Here is a 19,835-nt window from a genome sequence, read left to right as displayed (position 1 = left end):
GCGCCATGGCAGCGACGGCCAAGGCCCGCGAAGCATCCTCCTGCGAAAGCCTGGAACAGATCCCGAACATCGGCACCTCGCTGGCCGCCGACCTGCGGCTGATCGGCATCCGGCATCCGCGTGACCTTGCCGACCGCGACGCCTTCGTGCTCTATCAGGCGCTGTGCGCCAAGACCGGCCAGCGCCAGGACCCGTGCGTCCTTGACACCTTCATGGCCGCGACCGACTTCATGCGCGGCGCCGCACCGGCACCCTGGTGGGCCTACACCGCGCAGCGCAAGGCGCTCTACGGTCAGATCGACCCGCCCGCTGCGACCGGCGACGGAGGCCGCAAGCCGCGCTGATGCTTCTTCCGGTCCCGGCGGGTGGTAGGCATGCGTCGACTGGCGCATCCCGCGGGCAGGCCGGTCACCATCAATCCTGCTGATCTTCCGACGGAGATTCAACATGGTCATGGTTCTGTGGAGTCCGCTGCGGCGGTGGTGGCAGGCGACTTTCACCGCGCCGGTGCCGGCAGCGGTGCAGCCCCTGCGCTTCAGGCGGCCCGCCACGCGCTCGAGCGCGCACAAGGCAGGGGGCGCACGGCCTCTGACACCTTTCGGGGCGACGATGACGGGGGGTCGCGTGGCCGTTGCCCAGCACGCCGCCCGGCGCTTCTGGATGACGCTCGATCCGGAGGATCAGCGCCGTGCCGCGATCGGTGGGTCGTTTGCCGAGGTCTGCGCGGCGCTCGAGCGCCTGGCCGCCGTCGAGGAAGGTCAGCGCTGCTGAACCCACGACGAGCGCACACGACGAACTGAAAAGACAAAGCCGGGCGCGAGGCCCGGCTTTGTTCGTGGCGGTGGTCGCCGCTCAACCCATGTGCAGACCGCCGTTGACCGAGAAGTCGGCTCCGGTCGCGAAGCCGGATTCGTCGGACGCCACCCACGAGACCATCGACGCGATGTCCTCCGGCGTGCCCAGGCGCCTGACCGGGATCGTGGCGACGATCTTCTCCAGCACCTCGGGCTTGATTGCGCGAACCATGTCGGTGCCGATGTAGCCCGGGCTCACCGTGTTGACGGTGACGCCCTTGGCGGCCAGCTCCTGCGCCAGCGCCATCGTGAAGCCGTGCATGCCGGCCTTGGCCGCCGAATAGTTGGTCTGACCTGCCTGCCCCTTCTCGCCATTGACCGACGAGATCTGGATGATCCGGCCCCAGCCCTTTTCCACCATGCCCGGCACCACCTGCTTGGTGACGTTGAACATGCTGTTCAGGTTGGTGTCGATCACCGCCTTCCAGTCCTCCGGGCTCATCTTCAGGAACATGCGGTCACGGGTGATGCCCGCGTTGTTGACCAGCACCTCGATCGGACCATGCTCGGCCACGGCCTTGCTGAACGCCACAGCGGTGCTTTCCCAATCGGCGACGTTCCCGGCGGAGGCGTGGAACGTGTAGCCCAACTCGGCCTGCTCGCCGATCCACTTGGTGTGGTCACGGCTCGGGCCGCACCCGGCGATCACCTTGAAGCCATCCTTGTGCAGGCGCTGGCAGATGGACGTCCCGATCCCACCCATGCCACCCGTGACGTACGCGACCTTCTTGCTCATGATCCGACTCCGGTTTCGTTGTTGTCCCGGCTAGCGTCCCCCGCGGACCGGTCCCGGTCAACGGTATTCGCCCGATGCGGGCTCTCCCTAGCGTGGCGGTCGCGGGACCGACACGCCTGTGTCATCGCTCCACGGTCAGCGCAACACCCATGCCGCCACCGATGCACAGCGAGGCGATGCCGCGCTTGCTGTTGCGACGCTGCATCTCGTGCAGCAGGGTCACGAGGATGCGGCAGCCCGAAGCGCCGATCGGATGACCGATCGCGATGGCACCGCCGTTCACGTTGACCTTGCTGGTGTCCCAGCCCATCTCGTTGTTGACCGCGCAGGCCTGGGCCGCGAAGGCCTCGTTGATCTCGAGCAGGTCCAGGTCGGCGGCTTTCCAGCCGGCCCGCTTGAGCGCCATCTGGCTGGCCGGCACCGGCCCCATGCCCATGATCTTGGGGTCGAGGCCTGCGGTCGCGTAGGAGGCGATCCGCGCCAGGGGCTTGAGCTTCAGCGCCTCGGCCTTGGCCGCGCTCATCACCAGCACCGCCGCGGCGCCGTCGTTGATGCCGGAGGCATTGCCTGCGGTCACGCCACCGGCCTTGTCGAAGGCGGGACGCAGGCCGGCCAGGCCCTCGGCGCTCGACTTGCGGTTCAGGAACTCGTCGGCCGCGAAGACCAGCGGGTCGCCCTTCTTCTGCGCGATGCTGAACGGCGTGATCTCGTCCTTGAAGCGCCCGGCGTCCTGCGCCGCCGCCGCCTTGGTCTGCGAGGCCAGCGCCAGCGCGTCCTGCTGCTCGCGGGTGATGCCGTACTGCTTGGCCACGTTCTCGGCCGTGATGCCCATGTGGTACTGGTTGTAGACGTCCCACAGGCCGTCGGTGATCATGGTGTCGACCATCTTCCAGTCGCCCATGCGCTGGCCGTCGCGCGAGCCCATCAGCGCGTGCGGCGCGAGGCTCATGTTCTCCTGGCCGCCGGCGATGATGATCTCGGCGTCGCCATCGCGCACCGCCTGCGCCGCCAGCATCACGGCCTTCAGGCCCGAGCCGCACACCACGTTGATGGTCATGGCCGGCACGCTGTTCGGCAGGCCGCCCTTCAGCGTGGCCTGGCGCGCCGGGTTCTGGCCGGCCGCAGCCGTCAGCACCTGGCCCAGGATCACCTGGTCGATCTGCTCGGCGGCCAGGCCGGACTTGCCGAGCAGTCCCTGGATCACCGCGGCGCCGAGTTCGGGGGCCGGTGTCTTGGACAGGCTGCCGCCGAACTTGCCGACGGCGGTGCGGGTGGCGGCGACGATGACGATGTCGGTGGTCATGGCGGGATCTCCTTCAGGGGTTCGGGGCGGATGAGAGCATGTCGCGTGCCGGCGGACCTTGCGCGAGCTCAGGCTTTGGTCTTGACGTAGCGACCGGGGGCGGCTTCGATGGGGAGGTGCTGGCGGTCACCCGCCGACTTGGGCGCGGCGACCTGCTTGCCGGCGTGCGAGGCCAGCCAGCCGATCCACGCCGGCCACCAGCTGCCCGGGTGCTCGGTCGCGCCGTCGAACCAGGCCGAGGCTGTCTTCGGCAGCCGCGCGTTGATCCAGTGGCTGCGCTTCTTCTTCTCGGGCGGGTTGATGACGCCGGCGATGTGACCCGAGGCGCCCAGCACGAACTGCGTCTTGCCCGGCAGGACGTGGGTCGACAGATAGGCGCTCTGCCAGGGCACGATGTGGTCCTCGCGCGAGGCGTAGACGAAGGCCGGCATGTCGAGACGCCTCAGGTCGATCTTCTGGCCGCAGACCGTCAGCTTGCCCGGCTTGACGAGGTTGTTCTCGAGATAGGTGTGCCGCAGGTACCAGCAGTACATCGGGCCCGGCAGATTGGTCGAGTCCGAGTTCCAGTACAGCAGGTCGAACGGCGGCGGCGTCTCGCCCTTCAGGTAGTTGCCGACGACGTAGTTCCAGACCAGGTCGTTGGGTCGCAGGAAGCTGAAGGTCGCGGCCAGCTCCTTGCCCTTGAGCAGGCCGCCCTGCCCCAGGGCCATCTCGCGCATCCGGACCATGTTCTCGTCGACGAAGAGGTCCAGCACGCCGGTGTCGCTGAAGTCCAGGAAGCTCGTCAGCAGCGTCAGGCTGGCCGACGGCCGCTCGCCGCGCGCCGCCAGCACCGCCAGCGCCGTGGCCAGCAGCGTGCCGCCGATGCAGAAGCCCAGCGTGTTGATCTGCTTCTGCCCGCTGATCGCGCGCACCTCGTCGATCGCGCGGATCACCGCGTGCTCGATGTAGTCGTCCCAGGTCTTCTCGCCGATCGACTCGTCGGCGTTGACCCAGCTCAGCATGAAGACCTGCTGCCCCTGGGCCAGCGCGTGGCGCACCAGCGAGTTGTCCGGCTGCAGGTCGAGGATGTAGAACTTGTTGATGCAGGGCGGCACGATCAGCAGCGGCCGCTCGTGCACCTTGGCCGTCAGCGGCTTGTACTGGATCAGCTGGAACAGCTCGTTCTCGAACACGACGCTGCCTTCGGTGGTCGCCACGTTGCGGCCGACCTCGAACAGGCTCTCGTCGGTCTGCGAGACGTGGCCTTGCCGCAGGTCCTGCCACAGGTGCTTCATGCCCTGGGCGATGCTCTCGCCCTTGGTCTCGAGCGCCTTGCGCTGCGCCTCGGGGTTGAGTGCGAGGTAGTTCGACGGCGATGCCGCGTCGACCCACTGCTGCACGGCGAAGCGCACGCGCTGGCGCGTCTTCTCGTCACCCTGCACCTGGTCGGCCATCTTCAGCAGCGTGCGGGCGTTCAGCAGGTACATGCCGGCGGTGTAGGCCGCAGCCGGGTTGCCCAGCCAGTCCTGGGCGGCGAAGCGGCGGTCACCGACGGCCGGCCGGGCTTCAGGCTGCGCCGCCGCCTGGTTCCACAGGGCGGTCGCCTCGCGCAGATAGTCGGCCTGGAGCGTCGGCAGCGCGTCAGGCGCCAGGCTCACGCCGGTCATGCCCTTGAGCGCCTGCGCCCAGCCTTCGCCGAGCTGCTGCGCCGATCGCGCGAAGTCCATTCCCATGGCCGGGCCGAAGCCGGCCCATGCAGGTGCACCGGTGCTGTTCATCTGTCTCCTCGTCGGGTCGGTCGCCTCATCGACATGACACACCGATGATGAACCGTCCGCAAGCCTTGTGTCGGCTGCTGTCTGCCCTTGCGGGTTTACCCGATTATCCTGTCGACACTTGCACGGAACTGAACGCCCGTGCCATTCCGGCCGACCCCTGCAGGACCCTTCGATGTATCTCGTCGCGATCGCCTGGATGTACGTGGTGCTGATGGTCGCGATCGCCGAAGTCGCGCATCCCGGCGGCAGCCTGCTCGGCGCGCTGATGACCTTCGTGTTCTGGGGTGTGCTGCCGCTGGCGGTGGTGCTCTACATCCTGGGCTCGCCGGCCCGTCGCCGCGCCCGCCGACGGGCCGAGGCCGCCGACGCCGCCTCAGGCGGCCGTGATCCAGATGGCCGCGGCCAGTCGTCCGCTGTTGCCGTGCCGCGGACGGTCGCGCCGGAACGAGAAGAACCGTGAAGCGTCCTCGACGGTGCACCACGTGCCGCCGTCGACCCGGGCCACGCCCAGCGCCTGCAGGCGGTCGCGTGCCAGGCCGGGCAGGTCGGCCAGCCATTTGCCGGCGCCCTGCGGCACGAAGCGCGGATGCGTTGTGCCCGGTGCGAGGCCGAAGCCTTCCAGCACGTCGGCCCCGACCTCGAACCGGCGCGGGCCGATGCACGGCCCCAGCCAGGCCTCGACCTCGGCGGGCGCGCAGCCGGCCGCTTTGCACAAGGCCTCCACCGCCGCCTCGAGCACACCGCCGGCCAGTCCGCGCCAGCCGGCGTGCGCCGCGGCGACGCCGCGCGCCTCGGGCGCGGCCAGCAGCACCGGCAGGCAATCGGCGACCTGGATGACGCAGGCCACGCCGGGTTCGGTCGTCACGCAGGCATCGGCCTCGGGCAGCGCTTCGGTGGTCGGCAAGCGCACGACGTGCCGTCCGTGCACCTGCTTCAGGAAGGTCGGCGCAGCACCCAAGGCGCGGGCAAAGCGTGCGCGGTTCTCGGCCACCCGGGCCGGATCGTCACCGACGGCCGTGCCGAGATTGAGGCTGTCGAACACGCCGCAGCTCACACCGCCGGCCCGCGTGCTCATCAGCGCGCCGACGCGCCGCGACGCGAAGCGCGGGCGCAGCACGCCAGGCAGATCCTCGTTCACGCCTCGAAGTCGGGGCAGGCCGAGGGCTGGGCGCGCTGGAAGGCCGGCAGGGCCATGCAGGCGTCGAAGACGCGCATCACCGTCGGCACGTGGTCCAGCCGGCAATCGAAACGCCGGGCATTGAAGATCTGCGGCACCAGCACGCAGTCGGCCAGCGTCGGCGTGTCGCCATGGCAATGGCGGCCGGTCTGCGGCTCGGCGGCCAGGCGCCGCTCGACCGCGGCCAGCCCCTGCTCGACCCAGTGCCGGTACCAGGCATTCTTGGGCTCCTCGCCGACCTTGAGCTCGCGCACCAGATAGCGCAGCACGCGCAGGTTGTTCAGCGGATGGATCTCGCAGGCGATGTCGAGCGCGATCGAGCGGATCCGCGCCCGCTCGATCGCGCTCCCCGGCAGCAGCGGCGGCTCGGGATGGCTTTCGTCCAGGTACTCGATGATCGCCAGCGACTGCCCGAGCGAGACTTCGCCGTCGATGAGCTGCGGCACCAGCGCGGTTGCCGACACCGCGGCGTAGGCCGCACCGAGCTGCTCGCCCCTGGGCAGGTGCACCGGGCGGTAGTCGTAGGCCAGGCCCTTGAGCTCCAGCGCGATACGCACCCGGAACGACGCCGAGGAGCGGAAGTAGCTGTACAGCTCCATGGCCCGCCCGCTCACGCGGCGATCCGCACCCGCAGCGTCTCCAGGCCGTCGATGCGCGCCTCGAGCAGATCGCCGGCGACCACGGCGTTCACGCCCTCGGGCGTGCCGGTGTAGATGAGGTCGCCCGGCGCCAGCGCCCAGGCGGCGGACAGGTGTTCGATGATCTCGGCCACGCTCCAGATCATCTTGCCGATGTGGCTGGTCTGGCGCACCGCGCCGTTCACGTCCAGCACCAGCGGCGCGGTATGGATGCCGGGCACGGCTGCGGCCGGCGTGATCGGGCCGATCGGCGCCGAGTGGTCGAAGCCCTTGCCGATGCTCCAGGGCCGGCCGGCCTTCTTCATGTCGTTCTGCAGGTCGCGGCGCGTCATGTCCAGCCCGACGGCATAGCCCCAGACATGCTCCAGCGCGTTCGCCGCCGCGATGTGGTGGCCGCCCCGGCCGATGGCGACGACCAGCTCGATCTCGTGGTGCAGGTTCTTCGTCAGCGTCGGGTAGGGCATCGTGCCGGTCGCACCGGCCTCGACGGCGACGATGGCGTCGGCCGGCTTCAGGAAGAAGAACGGCGCCTCGCGGCCGCTGCCGCCCATCTCGATCTGGTGCTCGGCGTAGTTGCGGCCGACGCAGTAGATGCGGCGCACCGGAAAGCGCTCGGTCCGGCCGAGGACCGCCACGCTGGGCAGGTCGGGCGGGGTGACGACGTGGTTCATGGCAAGGACGAAGGGGAAGCTGCGGACGCGGTCGATCATGCCATGCGCCCTGCGGCGCGGGCATCGACCGGGCGCGACCGCGAGAGCCGGCGCTACACTCGCCAGCCATGTTTCAAGCGCGCAGCTTTCGACATTGCAAGGCCTGCGGCGCCGCCACCGAGTACCGCATCCCGGCCGACGACAACCGCGAGCGCGCGGTGTGCACGTCCTGCGGCACGGTCCACTACGAGAACCCCTTGTGCGTCGTCGGTACCTTGCCGGTGTGGCGCAGCCAGGTGCTGCTGTGCCGGCGCGCGATCGAGCCCCGATCCGGCCTGTGGACCTTGCCGGCCGGCTTCCTCGAGCTGGGTGAGACGACCGAGGAAGGCGCGCTGCGCGAAACCGCCGAAGAAGCCGGCGCGCGCGCGACCCTGCAGGGCCTGTTCTCCATGCTGAACGTGGTGCGGGTCGGACAGCTCCACCTCTTCTACCGCGCCGAACTGCACGACACCGACTTCGCGCCGGGCGAGGAGTCGCTGGAGGCCGCGCTCTTCGAGGAACACGAGATCCCCTGGGACGATCTGGCCTTCCGCACCGTGCGAGAAACCTTGCGGCACTACTACGCCGATCGACAAAGAGGTCAATTCGGCCTGCATTGCGCCGACATCAGTTGAGGCTTCCGACCGCCGCATGCCCACCCCGCCCTCGCCCGCCAATCCGACCACGCGCCTGCGCGAGGACCTGATCCACCCGGATCCGCTGCTCGACTGCCTGCTCGAGATCTGCCGCCTGCACGGCGTGGCCGCCTCGCGCGCCTCGCTGTCGGCCGGTCTGCCGCTGGTCGAGGGACGACTGACGCTGGCGCTGGTCGAGCGCGCCGCGGCCCGCGCGGAGATGACGGCGCGGCTGCAGCGCCTGGCCTTGTCGGCGATTGACGCGGCGGCGCTGCCCGCGATCGCCGTCCTGCAGGGCGAGCGTGCCTGCGTGCTGCTCGGCCGCGAAGGCAGCGACTGGCGCGTGCTCCTGCCCGAGACGGGCTCCGGCGCCGTCACGCTGAGCGACGCCGAGCTGGCCGCCCGCTACGGCGGCGTCACGCTGTTCGTGCGACCGCAGTTCCGCTTCGACGAGCGCGCGCCCGAAGTGCGCGCGACCCGCAGCGGCCACTGGTTCTGGAGCGCGGTGCTGTCGCAACGCCACGTCTACCGCGACGTGCTCTGGGCGGCACTGCTGATCAACCTGTTCGCGATCGCCTTCCCGCTGTTCTCGATGAACGTCTACGACCGCGTGGTGCCCAACCACGCGCAGGAGACGCTCTGGGCGCTGGCGATCGGCATCGTCGTCGTCATCAGCGCCGACCTGCTGATGCGCACGCTGCGCAGCCACTTCGTCGACGAGGCCAGCGCGCGCATCGACGTGCAGATCTCGGCCACGCTGATGGAACGCGTGCTCGGCATGCAGCTGACGCACCGGCCGGCCGCGGTCGGCTCCTTCGCGGCCAACCTGCGCGGCTTCGAGCAGGTGCGCGACTTCATCGCCTCCAGCACCGTCACCGCGCTGATCGACCTGCCCTTCGCGCTGCTCTTCCTGGGCGTGATGGCCTGGCTGTCGCCCTGGCTGGCGGTCCCGGTGATCGTCGTGTTCACGCTGATCGTCGTGGTCGGCTACGTGCTGCAGCACCGCCTGCACGAGCTGTCGCAGGCCACCTGGCAGGCCGGCGCCCAGCGCAACGCCACGCTGATCGAGAGCCTGACGGCCATCGAGACCGTCAAGACCCAGGGCGCCGAGAGCGTCATCCAGACCCGCTGGGAACAGGCCAACGCCTACCTGGCCGGCATCAACATGCGCATGCGCGGCCTGTCGTCGGGCGCGATGTCGGCCACGGCCTGGCTGACGCAGCTGGTGAGCGTGTCGCTGATCGTCATCGGCGTCTACCTGATCAGCGAACGGCAGCTGACGATGGGCGCGCTGATCGCCGCCAGCATGCTGAGCGGCCGCGCGCTGGCGCCGGCCGGCCAGGTGGTCGGCCTGCTGCTGCAGTACCAGGGCGCGCTGACGGCGCTGCAGTCGCTCGAGAAGATCATGGCCCAGCCGGTCGAACGGCCGGTGGGTACCGCCTTCATCCACCGCCGCGAGCTGCGCGGCGACATCGAGTTCCGCGAGGTGCGCTTCGCCTACCCCGGCCGCACCGACAGCGCGCTCGACGGGGTCAGCTTCAAGATCGCCGCCGGCGAACGAGTGGCGCTCATCGGCAAGGTCGGGTCGGGCAAGAGCACGATCGAGAAGCTGCTGCTCGGGCTGTACGCGCCGACCTCGGGCGCCGTGCTGCTCGACGGCATCGACCTGCGCCAGCTCGACCCCGCCGACGTGCGCCGCAACCTCGGCTACGTCTCGCAGGACGTGACGCTGTTCTTCGGCACGCTGCGCGAGAACATCGCCTTCGGCCTGCCCTACGCCGACGACTCCGCGATCGTCGCCGCCGCCGAGGTCGCCGGCCTGGCCGAGTTCGTCAACCGTCATCCGCGCGGCTTCGACATGCCGGTCGGCGAGCGCGGCGAATCGCTGTCGGGCGGGCAGCGCCAGAGCGTCGGCATCGCGCGCGCCGTGCTGCACAACGCCCCGCTGCTGCTGCTGGACGAGCCGACCAGCGCGATGGACTTCTCGACCGAGGCCCACGTCACGGCCCGGCTCGGCGCCTTCGCCATCGACAAGACCATGGTGCTGGTGACGCACCGCACCTCGCTGCTGCCGCTGGCCACGCGGGTGATCGTGATCGACCAGGGCCGGGTCGTCGCCGACGGTCCGCGCGAACAGATCCTGCAGGCCCTGGCCGCCGGGCGCATCACGAGGGCTGCGTGATGAGCGACGCGACGCCGACGCCCTGGATCGCGCGCCTCGGCCGGCCGCTGCTGGCCGTGCTGGAGCGCCTGCGCATCCTGCTGACCCCGCTGACGAACCGCCTGTTCGGCCCGGTCTCGCCCGAGCTCGCGCCGGGTGCGGCGGCCGACGGCTTCGAGGCGCTGCTGGCCCGGCAGCGCACGCGCCGCGCCCAGACCATCGTGCGGACCGCCGTCGTCGTCGTGCTGCTGCTGATCCTCTGGGCCGCGCTCGCGCGCGTCGACGAGGTGACGCGCGGCGACGGCAAGGTCATCCCGTCGAAGCAGCTGCAGGTGATCCAGTCGCTCGATGGCGGCGTGGTGTCCGAGATCCTGGTGCAGGAGGGCCAGGTCGTCGAGGCCGGCCAGCTGCTGCTGCGCATCGACGAGACGCGGGCCACGTCCGGCGTGCGCGAAAGCGCCGCGCAGAGCTTCTCGCTGCTGGCCCGCCAGGCGCGCCTGCGCGCGCTCGCCGAAGGCAGCCCGTTCACGCCGCCGCCGTCGAGCGCCGACCCCGAGGAGCGCCGCATCCTCGAAGAGGAACGCCGGCTCTACGAGTCGCGCCAGACCGAGCTGGCGACGCTGGTGTCGATCAGCCGCCAGCAGCTGCTGCAGCGCGAGCAGGAGCTGAACGAGGCGCGCTCGCGCCGGGCCTCGGCCGAGCGCGGCATGGACCTGTCCCAGCAGGAACTGGCCAAGACCCGGCCGCTGCTCGCCACCGGGGCGGTGTCCGAGGTCGACATCCTGCGGCTCGAGCGCGACCTCGCCAAATACCGCGGCGAGGTCGACCAGGCCGGGGCACAGATCGCGCGCGTGGGCGCCGCGGTCGGCGAGGCCCAGCGCAAGATCCAGGAGACCGAACTCACTTTCCGCAACGAGGCGCGCCGCGATCTGGCCGAGGTGCTGGGCAAGCTCAACGCGCTGACCGAAGGCCGCGTTGCCCTGACCGACAAGGTCGACAAGGCGCAGGTCAAGTCGCCGGTGCGCGGCCGGGTGCAGCGCCTGCTCGCCAACACCGTCGGGGGCGTCGTGTCGCCGGGCAAGGACATCGTGGAGGTCGTGCCGCTGGACGATGCGCTGGTCCTCGAGGCCCGTGTGCTGCCCAAGGACATCGGCTTCATCCATCCGAACCAGACCGCGATGGTCAAGTTCACGGCCTACGACTTCTCGATCTTCGGCGGGCTCGAGGCCAAGGTCGAGAACATCAGCCCGGACACCGTGGTCGACGAGAAGGGCAACGCCTACTACGTGGTGCGGGTCCGCACGCTCAAGCCGCAGCTGAGTGAAAAGCTACCGATCATCCCGGGCATGACGGCCGAGGTCGACATCCTGACGGGCAAGAAGTCGGTACTGTCCTATCTGCTCAAGCCCGTTCTGCGCGGCAAGGCCTACGCGTTCTCCGAACGCTGACGGCCCCGTCGGACCCGGCTGCGGCCGTGTCCGACGCCAAAACCTTAAGTCCGCAAATCAGGCCCCTGGCGTGCGTCGCGTCACGTTCGCGGCGCGAAACGGGCCTTTAGAGCGCCCTGGGCCGCCGATATCCTCGTATCGGGGTCGCAGTCGTCATTCAGCCAGAGTATGAACATGCCCGTTATCGCATCGGTTTCCGTCGGCAAAGTCACCGCCATCTGGGGCAACGCCCTGGTTCGCTTGCCCGATGGCAGCACGCGTGTCCTGAAGCTCGGCGACATCGTTCGTAAGGGTGAAGTCATTTTGACGCGTCAGGACAGCATCGTCGAGATCCGCAACGACGACGGCCAGGTCTGGAACACCGCCGAAGGCCAACTGATCCCCGAGACCGACGCGCCCGTGCGCCAGGCCACCACGCCGGTGCCCGCCGAGATCGATCGGGTGATCCAGGCCTTGAACCAGGACGACCCGGAAGCGGCCACCGCCGCCGGCGCACCGCAGGGCGGCGGCGAGGCCGCGCCGGCGCTGCGCGTCGACCGCATCGCCGAGGCCAGCGGCAGCCCGCTGACCGGCATCGAGGTGCCGCGCATCGCGACCCCGACGAGCGACATCGTCGACCTGTCGGGCCCCGGCACGCTGCAGACCGGCAATCTCCCGCCTGTCGTCACGCCCCCGGGCGGCACGGTCGTCACGGCCGGCAGCAGCGCGATCCAGGCGCAGGAAGAAGGCGCCTCGATCGGCCTGGCATTGCCGGCACCCGCCAGCAGCGGCAGCGGCGCGATCACGGTCACCGTCACCGCCCTGCCGACGATCGGCGAGATCCGCACCGCGGCCGGCACGGTCGTCGCGGTCGGCGACGTGCTCAGCACCAGCCTGCTGCAGGGCCTGGTCTACGTGCCGCCGGCCGACTACGTGGCCGGCAGCCCGGTCGGCGACTTCGTGTACACCGCGACCGACGGCAGCAGCGTCGCCCAGGGACGCACGACCATCGGCATGACCGCCGTGAACGACCAGCCGGTCGCCATCGGCGAAGGCAGCATGGCCGCACCGGTGATGACCGTGGCCCAGGGCTCCGGCCCGTCGTCGCCGATCACCGTGCTGACCAACGACACCGATGCCGACGGCGATCCGCTGACGGTGGTCTCGGCCTCGTCGCCGAACGGCAGCGTCACGATCAACCCGGACGACACGCTCGTCTTCACCCCCACGCCCGGCTACAGCGGCCCGGCGACGATCACCTACACCATCAGCGACGGCCAGGGCGGCAGCTCGACGGCGTCGGTGCACCTCGCGGTCAGCGCGAACAACGCGCCGATCGCCGTGGACGACGGCAGCGCGGCGACTCCGCTGGTCAGCGTGGCCGAAGACTCCGGTGCCTCGGCCCCGATCACCGTGCTGGGCAATGACAGCGATCCGGACGGCCATCCGCTCGGCGTGATCGCCGCGACCTCGCCGAACGGCACGGTCACGATCAACGCGAACGGCACGCTGAGCTTCACGCCGGCGGCCAACTTCAACGGGCCGACCACGATCAGCTACACGATCAGCGACGGCCAGGGCGGCACCGCGACCGCCACGGTCCACGTGGCCGTGACGCCGGTCAACGACGCCCCGGTGGCGACCGACGACGGCACGGCCGCGAGCCCGCTGCTGACGGTGCCCGAGGACTCCGGCGCCTCGGCGCCGATCACCGTTCTGGCCAACGACACCGACGTCGACGGCGATCCGCTCGCGGTCGTTGCGGCCACCTCGCCGAACGGCACGGTCACGATCAATCCGGACGGCAGCCTCTCGTTCACGCCGGCCGCCAACTTCAGCGGCCCGACGACGATCAGCTACACGGTCAGCGACGGCCAGGGCGGCACGTCGACCGCCACGGTCCACGTGGCCGTGACGCCGGTCAACGATGCCCCGGTGGCCACCGACGACGGCAGCGTCGCGAGCCCGCTGCTGACGGTGGCCGAGGACTCCGGCGCCTCGGCGCCGATCACCGTGCTGGCCAACGACACCGATGTCGACGGCGATCCGCTGACCGTCGTTGCGGCGACCTCGCCGAACGGCGCCGTCACGATCAACGCCGACGGCACGCTGAGCTTCACGCCCGCGGCCAACTTCAGCGGCCCGACCACCATCAGCTACACGATCAGCGACGGCCAGGGCGGCACGTCGACCGCGACGGTCCACGTGGCTGTCACGCCGGACAACGACGGCCCGACCGCCGTCGACGACGGCACGCCGGCCGCGCCGGCGCTGACCGTGGCCGAGGACTCCGGCGCCTCCGCGCCGATCACGGTCCTGGCGAACGACACCGACGACGACGGCGATCCGCTGAGCATCATCGCCGCGACCTCGCCCAACGGCACGGTCACGATCAATCCGGACGGCACGCTGAGCTTCACGCCGGCGGCCAACTTCAACGGGCCGACGACGATCAGCTACACGATCAGCGACGGCGAAGGCGGCAGCAGCACGGCTGTCGTGCACGTGGCCGTCACGCCCGTCAACGACGCGCCGGTGGCCCAGCCCGCCGCCGCAGTGGTGGCCGAGGACGCGCCGGTGCTGACCGGCAACGTCGTCGCGACCGACGTCGACGCCGGCGCCGTGCTGAGCTTCGCACTCACCGGCGGCGCGCCGGCCGGCCTGGCCTTCAACCCGGACGGCAGCTTTGCCTTCGACCCGTCGAACGCAGCCTACCAGTCGCTGGGCGTGGGCCAGTCGGTCGTGCTGACCATGCCCTACACCGTCACCGACGACCAGGGCGCGACCTCGACCGCCAACCTCGTCATCACGGTCACCGGCACCAACGACGCGCCGGTCGCGCAGGCCGCGAGCTTCAGCGTGGCCGAGGACGGCGCGCCGATCAGCGGCACCGTCGTCGCGACCGATGTCGACGCCAACGCCGTGCTGGGCTTCGCGCTGACCGGCGCCGCGCCGGCCGGCCTGAGCTTCAATGCCGACGGCAGCTACAGCTTCGATCCGTCGAATGCCGCCTACCAGTCGCTGGGCGCCGGCCAGTCGGTGCTCATCACCGTGCCCTATCGCGTCACCGACGATCAGGGCGCGAGCTCGATCGCCAACCTGGTCATCACCGTCACCGGCAGCAACGACGCGCCGGTCGCGCAGGCGGCCAGCTTCAGCGTGGCCGAGGACGCACCGGTCGTGAACGGCTCGGTCGCCGCGACCGACAGCGACGGCAATGCGACGCTGAGCTATGCGCTGGTCGGCGCCGCGCCGGCCGGCCTGGTGTTCAACGCCGACGGCAGCTATGCCTTCGATGCGTCTGCCGCGCCCTACCAGTCGCTGGGCGTCGGGCAGTCGACCGTGCTGACCGTGAGCTACCGCGTTACCGACGACCAGGGCGCCACCTCGACCGCCAACCTCGTCATCACCGTCACCGGCACCAACGATGCGCCGGTCGCACAAGCCGCGAGCGTGCTGACCAGCGAAGGGGCCGCCGTGCTGACCGGTGCCGTGGTCGGCACCGACATCGACGCCAACGCCGCCCTGAGCTATGCGCTGGTCGGCAGCGCGCCGGCCGGTCTGGTGTTCGGCAGCGACGGCAGCTACAGCTTCGACCCGTCGAACGCCGCCTACCAGTCGCTGGGCACCGGCCAGTCGCAGGTCATCACCGTGCCCTACCGCGTCACCGACGACCAGGGTGCTACGTCGACCGCCAACCTCGTCATCACCATCACCGGCAGCAACGACGCGCCGGTCGCCCAGGCGGCCAGCTTCAGCGTGGCCGAGGATGCGGCCGTCGTCAGCGGCGCGGTCGTCGCGACCGATGCCGATGCCAATGCGGTGCTGGGCTTCGCGCTCAACGGCGCGGCGCCGGCCGGTCTGACGTTCAACGCCGACGGCAGCTACAGCTTCAATCCGGCCAACGCGGCCTACCAGTCGCTGGGCACGGGCCAGTCCCAGGTCATCACGGTCCCCTACACGGTGACCGACGATCAGGGCGCCACTTCGACCGCCAATCTCGTCATCACCGTCACCGGCACCAACGATGCGCCGGTCGCGCAGGCGGCCAGCTTCGCCGTGGCCGAGGATGCCCCGACGATCAGCGGCGCGGTCAGCGCCAGCGACATCGACGCCAATGCCACGCTGAGCTTCGGCCTGGTCGGCGCCGCGCCGGCGGGTCTGACGTTCAATGCCGATGGCAGCTACAGCTTCGATCCGTCCAACGCGGCCTACCAGTCGCTGGGAGCGGGCCAATCGACGGTGATCACCGTGCCCTATCGGGTCACCGACGACCAGGGTGCGAGCTCGATCGCCAACCTGGTCATCACCGTCACCGGCAGCAACGACGCGCCGGTCGCGCAGGCTGCCAGCTTCTCGGTGGCCGAGGATGCGGCCGTCGTGACGGGTGCGGTCGTCGCGACCGACACCGATGCCGGCGCGACGCTGAGCTACGCGCTGGTCGGCGCGGCACCCGCCGGCCTGGTGTTCGCCAGCAGCGGCAGCTACAGCTTCGATCCGTCCAACGCGGCCTACCAGTCGCTGGGCGTGGGCCAGTCGGTCGTGCTGACCGTGCCCTACACCGTCACCGACGACCAGGGCGCCACGTCCACCGCCAACCTCGTCATCACGATCACCGGCACCAACGATGCGCCGGTGGCGCAGGCGGCCAGCTTCTCGGTCGCGGAAGACGCGACCATCGTCTCCGGCACGGTCGTCGCGACCGGTGTCGACGCCAATGCCGTGCTGGGCTTCGCGCTCAACGGCGCCGCGCCGGCCGGCCTGACGTTCAACGGCGACGGCAGCTACAGCTTCGACGCGACGAATGCGACCTACCAGTCGCTGGGCGTGGGCCAGTCGGTCGTGCTGACCGTGCCCTACACCGTCACCGACGACCAGGGCGCCACGTCCACCGCCAACCTCGTCATCACGATCACCGGCAGCAACGACGCGCCGGTCGCCCAGGCGGCCGCGCGCACGGTGGCCGAGGACGCCGCGCCGATCGGCGGCTCGGTCGTCGCGACCGACACCGATGCCAACGCCGCGCTGAGCTATGCGCTGAACGGCGCCGCGCCGGCCGGGCTGGTGTTCGCCGCCAGCGGCAGCTACAGCTTCGACCCGTCCAACGCGGCCTACCAGTCGCTCGGCGTCGGCCAGTCGGTCGTTCTGACCGTGCCCTACACCGTCACCGACGACCAGGGTGCGACGTCCACCGCCAACCTCGTCATCACCGTCACCGGCACCAACGACGCGCCGGTGGCCGGTGCGGCCAGCGTGACGGTGGCCGAGGACGGCGCGCCGATCAGCGGCGCCGTCGCGGCCAGCGACGTCGATGCCAACGCCGTGCTGGGCTTCGCGCTCAATGGCGCGGCACCTGCCGGCCTGGTGTTCAACGCCGACGGCAGCTACAGCTTCAACCCGGCCAACGCCGCTTACCAGTCTCTCGGCGTGGGCCAGTCGGTCGTGCTGACCGTGCCCTACACCGTCACCGACGACCAGGGCGCCACCTCCACCGCCAACCTCGTCATCACCGTCACCGGCAGCAACGACGCGCCGGTCGCGCAGGCCGCGAGCTTCAGCGTGGCCGAAGACGCCACCGTGGTCAACGGCGCCGTCGTCGCGACCGACACCGATGCCAACGCCGCGCTGAGCTACGCGCTGAACGGCGCGGCGCCGGCTGGCCTGGTGTTCGCCAGCAGCGGCAGCTACAGCTTCGATCCGTCCAACGCGGCCTACCAGTCGCTGGGCGTGGGCCAGTCGGTCGTGCTGACCGTGCCCTACACCGTCACCGACGACCAGGGCGCCACCTCCACCGCCAACCTCGTCATCACCGTCACCGGCAGCAACGACGCACCGCTCGCCCAGGCGGCGGCGCGCACCGTGGCCGAGGACGCCGCGCCGATCAGCGGCTCGGTCGTCGCGACCGACGTGGACGCCAACGCCACGCTGGGCTACGCGCTCGTGGGCGCGGCGCCGGCCGGCCTGACGTTCAACGCCGACGGCAGCTACAGCTTCGATCCGTCCAACGCGGCCTACCAGTCGCTGGGTGTGGGTCAATCGCAGGTCATCACGGTGCCCTACCGCGTGACCGACGACCAGGGCGCCACGTCGACGGCGAACCTGGTCATCACCGTCACGGGCAGCAACGACGCGCCGCTCGCAAGCGCGGCAAGCTTCTCCGTCGCCGAGGACGCCGCGACGATCAGCGGTGCGGTCAGTGCCAGCGATGTCGATGCCAACGCGACGCTGAGCTTCGCGCTCAACGGCGCCGCCCCGGCCGGCCTGAGCTTCAACGCCGATGGCAGCTACAGCTTCAATCCGGCCAACGCGGCCTACCAGTCGCTGGGCGTGGGCCAGTCGGCCGTGCTGACCGTGCCCTACACGGTCACCGATGACCAGGGCGCCACCTCGACCGCCAACCTGGTCATCACGATCACCGGCACCAACGACGCGCCGGTCGCCGGCGCCGCGAGCTTCACGGTCGCCGAGGGTGCGCTGCCGGTGACGGGCTCCGTCACGGCCACCGACATCGACGCCAACACCGTGCTGAGCTACTCGCTCAACGGTGCCGCGCCGGCCGGCCTGGTGTTCAACAGCGACGGCAGCTACAGCTTCGACGCGTCGAACGCGGCCTACGAGCCGCTGGCCGTGGGCCAGTCGGTCGTGCTGACCGTGCCCTACACCGTCACCGACGACCAGGGTGCCACCTCCACCGCCAACCTCGTCATCACCGTCACCGGCACCAACGGCGGGCCGGTGGCCCAGCCGGAGTCCTTCTCGGTCGCCGAAGACGCCGCGATCGTGAACGGCAATGTCGTCGCGAGCGATCCCGACGGGACCGGCGGCCTGAGCTACGCGCTCGTCGGCGTCGCACCGGCCGGCCTGGTGTTCAACGCCGACGGCAGCTACAGCTTCAACCCGGCCAACGCCGCCTATCAATCGCTGGGTGTCGGCCAGTCGCAGGTCCTGAGCCTCAGCTACACCGTCACCGACGACCAGGGCGAGAGCTCGACCGCCAGCTTCGTCATCACCGTCACCGGCACCAACGATGGCCCGGTCGCCGCGGCGGCCAGCTTCTCGGTGGCCGAGGACGCCGCCATCGTCAGCGGCAACGTCGTCGCGACCGACATCGACGCCAATGCGGTGCTGGGCTATTCGCTCAACGGCGCGGCGCCGGCCGGCCTGAGCTTCAACGCCGACGGCAGCTACAGCTTCAACGCGGCCAATGCCGCCTACCAGTCGCTGGGAGCGGGCCAGTCGGTCGTGCTGACCGTGCCCTACACCGTCACCGATGACCAGGGCGCGACCTCGACCGCCAACCTGGTCATCACCGTGACCGGCGCCAACGACGCACCGGTCGCCGTGGCCAGCAGCTTCAGCGTCGCCGAGGATGCGGCCGTCGTCAGCGGCAGCGTCACGGCCACCGATGCCGACGGCAATGCCAGCCTGGGCTACGCGCTCAACGGCGCGGCGCCTGCCGGCCTGGTGTTCAACGCCGACGGCAGCTACAGCTTCGACCCGGCCAACGCCGCTTACCAGTCTCTCGGCGTGGGCCAGTCGGCCGTGCTGACCGTGCCCTACACCGTCACCGACGACCAGGGTGCGACCTCGACCGCGAATCTCGTCATCACCATCACCGGCACCAACGATGCACCGGTCGCGCAAGCGGCCGCGTTCTCGGTGGCCGAGGATGCGCCGGTGGTCACCGGCTCGGTCCTCGCGACCGATGTCGATGCCAACGCCACGCTGACCTTCGCGCTGGTCGGCGCCGCGCCGGCCGGCCTGGTGTTCAACGCCGACGGCAGCTACAGCTTCGACGCATCGAACCCGGCCTACCAGTCGCTGGCCGCCGGCCAGTCGCAGGTCGTGACCGTGCCTTATCGCGTCACCGACGACCAGGGCGCCACCTCGACCGCCAACCTGGTCATCACCGTCACCGGTACCAACGACGGCCCGGTGGCCCAGCCGGCGGCCTTCACCGTGGCCGAGGATGCCGCAGTGGTCAGCGGCAACGTCGTCGCCGTCGATCCCGACGCAGGCCCGGCGCCGAGCTACGGCCTGGTCGGCGGTGCGCCGGCCGGCCTGACGTTCAACGCCGACGGCAGCTACAGCTTCAACCCGGGGAACGCGGCCTACCAGTCGCTGGCCGCGGGCCAGTCGCAGGTCATCACGGTCCCCTACCGCGTGACCGACGACCAGGGCGCCACGTCCACCGCCAACCTCGTCATCACGATCACCGGCAGCAACGACGCCCCGGTCGCCGGCGCGGCGAGCTTCACGGTGGCCGAGGATGCCGCCACGATCTCCGGCGCGGTCAGCGCCACCGACGCCGATACGGGCGCGGTGCTGAGCTTCGCGCTCAACGGCGCTGCGCCGGCCGGCCTGGTGTTCAACGCCGACGGCAGCTACAGCTTCAACCCAGCCAACGCGGCCTACCAGTCGCTGGGCGTGGGCCAGTCGGCCGTGCTGACCGTGC

At 70.5% G+C, this 19,835-nt stretch carries 13 protein-coding genes; 7 read left to right on the top strand and 6 right to left on the bottom strand.

Annotation, left to right across the window (positions count from 1 at the left end):
* Positions 1–5 precede the first annotated feature (5 nt).
* Positions 6–344: a helix-hairpin-helix domain-containing protein gene (locus QZV97_RS08220; protein ID WP_295641033.1), complete on the top strand. Its 339-nt coding sequence runs from the start codon at positions 6–8 to the stop codon at positions 342–344.
* Positions 345–624: 280 nt separating this feature from the next.
* The gene (locus tag QZV97_RS08215) at positions 625–771 is read left to right on the top strand and encodes a hypothetical protein (protein WP_295641031.1); all 147 of its coding nucleotides are present in this window, start codon (positions 625–627) and stop codon (positions 769–771) included.
* 81 nt (positions 772–852) lie between these two features.
* Here the strand turns inward: QZV97_RS08215 and phbB are convergent, their stop codons facing one another.
* The 3 genes from phbB to phaC form a co-directional block, all read right to left on the bottom strand.
* Positions 853–1,590: an acetoacetyl-CoA reductase gene (gene phbB, locus QZV97_RS08210; RefSeq protein WP_295641029.1), complete on the bottom strand. Its 738-nt coding sequence runs from the start codon at positions 1,588–1,590 to the stop codon at positions 853–855.
* Between the two features lie 121 nt (positions 1,591–1,711).
* The gene (locus QZV97_RS08205; protein ID WP_295641027.1) at positions 1,712–2,893 is read right to left on the bottom strand and encodes an acetyl-CoA C-acetyltransferase; all 1,182 of its coding nucleotides are present in this window, start codon (positions 2,891–2,893) and stop codon (positions 1,712–1,714) included.
* 68 nt (positions 2,894–2,961) lie between these two features.
* Complete coding sequence (gene phaC, locus QZV97_RS08200; protein ID WP_295641025.1) at positions 2,962–4,653, bottom strand: class I poly(R)-hydroxyalkanoic acid synthase; 1,692 nt, start codon at positions 4,651–4,653, stop codon at positions 2,962–2,964.
* Between the two features lie 172 nt (positions 4,654–4,825).
* Here phaC and QZV97_RS08195 point away from each other — a divergent pair, with 172 nt between their 5' ends.
* Positions 4,826–5,113 carry a hypothetical protein gene (locus tag QZV97_RS08195; protein ID WP_295641023.1) on the top strand — a complete coding sequence of 96 codons (288 nt, stop codon included), beginning with the start codon at positions 4,826–4,828 and terminating at the stop codon, positions 5,111–5,113.
* On the opposite strand, the gene pgeF is transcribed toward QZV97_RS08195, so the two are convergent.
* Genes pgeF through QZV97_RS08180 form a run of 3 tightly spaced genes read right to left on the bottom strand, consistent with a single transcriptional unit; the run spans position 5,027 to position 7,139 of the window.
* Positions 5,027–5,728 carry a peptidoglycan editing factor PgeF gene (gene pgeF, locus QZV97_RS08190; RefSeq protein ID WP_295641145.1) on the bottom strand — a complete coding sequence of 234 codons (702 nt, stop codon included), beginning with the start codon at positions 5,726–5,728 and terminating at the stop codon, positions 5,027–5,029. The two genes, QZV97_RS08195 and pgeF, sit on opposite strands and share 87 nt — an antisense overlap.
* A 59-nt stretch (positions 5,729–5,787) precedes the next feature.
* Positions 5,788–6,429, bottom strand: coding sequence for a maleylacetoacetate isomerase (gene maiA / locus QZV97_RS08185; RefSeq protein ID WP_295641143.1), 642 nt, complete (start codon positions 6,427–6,429; stop codon positions 5,788–5,790).
* 11 nt (positions 6,430–6,440) lie between these two features.
* A complete protein-coding gene (locus tag QZV97_RS08180) occupies positions 6,441–7,139 on the bottom strand; it encodes a fumarylacetoacetate hydrolase family protein (protein WP_295641141.1) in 699 nt (232 codons plus the stop codon).
* Positions 7,140–7,246: 107 nt separating this feature from the next.
* On the opposite strand from QZV97_RS08180, the gene QZV97_RS08175 reads away from it, so the two are divergent.
* The 4 genes from QZV97_RS08175 to QZV97_RS08160 all read left to right on the top strand — a co-directional run.
* Entirely contained in the window at positions 7,247–7,792 is a 546-nt protein-coding gene (locus tag QZV97_RS08175; RefSeq protein WP_295641020.1) for an NUDIX hydrolase, read from the top strand.
* Between the two features lie 16 nt (positions 7,793–7,808).
* On the top strand, positions 7,809–9,974 hold the full coding sequence (locus QZV97_RS08170; RefSeq protein ID WP_295641018.1) for a type I secretion system permease/ATPase: 2,166 nt from the start codon (positions 7,809–7,811) through the stop codon (positions 9,972–9,974).
* Positions 9,974–11,401, top strand: a complete 1,428-nt coding sequence (locus QZV97_RS08165; protein WP_295641016.1) for an HlyD family type I secretion periplasmic adaptor subunit — start codon at positions 9,974–9,976, stop codon at positions 11,399–11,401. Before QZV97_RS08170 ends, QZV97_RS08165 begins: the two co-directional genes overlap by 1 nt.
* Before the next feature lie 174 nt (positions 11,402–11,575).
* On the top strand, positions 11,576–19,835 hold an 8,260-nt coding region (locus QZV97_RS08160; protein WP_295641014.1), incomplete at its 3' end, for an Ig-like domain-containing protein.

Origin of the sequence: uncultured Methylibium sp. (assembly GCF_902826655.1) — a bacterium.
Classification (GTDB): Bacteria; Pseudomonadota; Gammaproteobacteria; order Burkholderiales; family Burkholderiaceae_C; genus Methylibium.
This window is presented reverse-complemented; position numbering and strand designations above follow the sequence as displayed.

What these genes read in the sequence shown, in the direction of transcription:
- QZV97_RS08220 (WP_295641033.1), top strand. Translation starts at nt 6, where the DNA reads ATGGCAGCGACGGCCAAGGCCCGCGAAGCATCCTCCTGCGAAAGCCTG.
- phbB (WP_295641029.1), bottom strand. Translation starts at nt 1,590, where the DNA reads ATGAGCAAGAAGGTCGCGTACGTCACGGGTGGCATGGGTGGGATCGGG.
- QZV97_RS08205 (WP_295641027.1), bottom strand. Translation starts at nt 2,893, where the DNA reads ATGACCACCGACATCGTCATCGTCGCCGCCACCCGCACCGCCGTCGGC.
- phaC (WP_295641025.1), bottom strand. Translation starts at nt 4,653, where the DNA reads ATGAACAGCACCGGTGCACCTGCATGGGCCGGCTTCGGCCCGGCCATG.
- QZV97_RS08195 (WP_295641023.1), top strand. Translation starts at nt 4,826, where the DNA reads ATGTATCTCGTCGCGATCGCCTGGATGTACGTGGTGCTGATGGTCGCG.
- pgeF (WP_295641145.1), bottom strand. Translation starts at nt 5,728, where the DNA reads ATGAGCACGCGGGCCGGCGGTGTGAGCTGCGGCGTGTTCGACAGCCTC.
- maiA (WP_295641143.1), bottom strand. Translation starts at nt 6,429, where the DNA reads ATGGAGCTGTACAGCTACTTCCGCTCCTCGGCGTCGTTCCGGGTGCGT.
- QZV97_RS08180 (WP_295641141.1), bottom strand. Translation starts at nt 7,139, where the DNA reads ATGAACCACGTCGTCACCCCGCCCGACCTGCCCAGCGTGGCGGTCCTC.
- QZV97_RS08175 (WP_295641020.1), top strand. Translation starts at nt 7,247, where the DNA reads ATGTTTCAAGCGCGCAGCTTTCGACATTGCAAGGCCTGCGGCGCCGCC.
- QZV97_RS08170 (WP_295641018.1), top strand. Translation starts at nt 7,809, where the DNA reads ATGCCCACCCCGCCCTCGCCCGCCAATCCGACCACGCGCCTGCGCGAG.
- QZV97_RS08165 (WP_295641016.1), top strand. Translation starts at nt 9,974, where the DNA reads ATGAGCGACGCGACGCCGACGCCCTGGATCGCGCGCCTCGGCCGGCCG.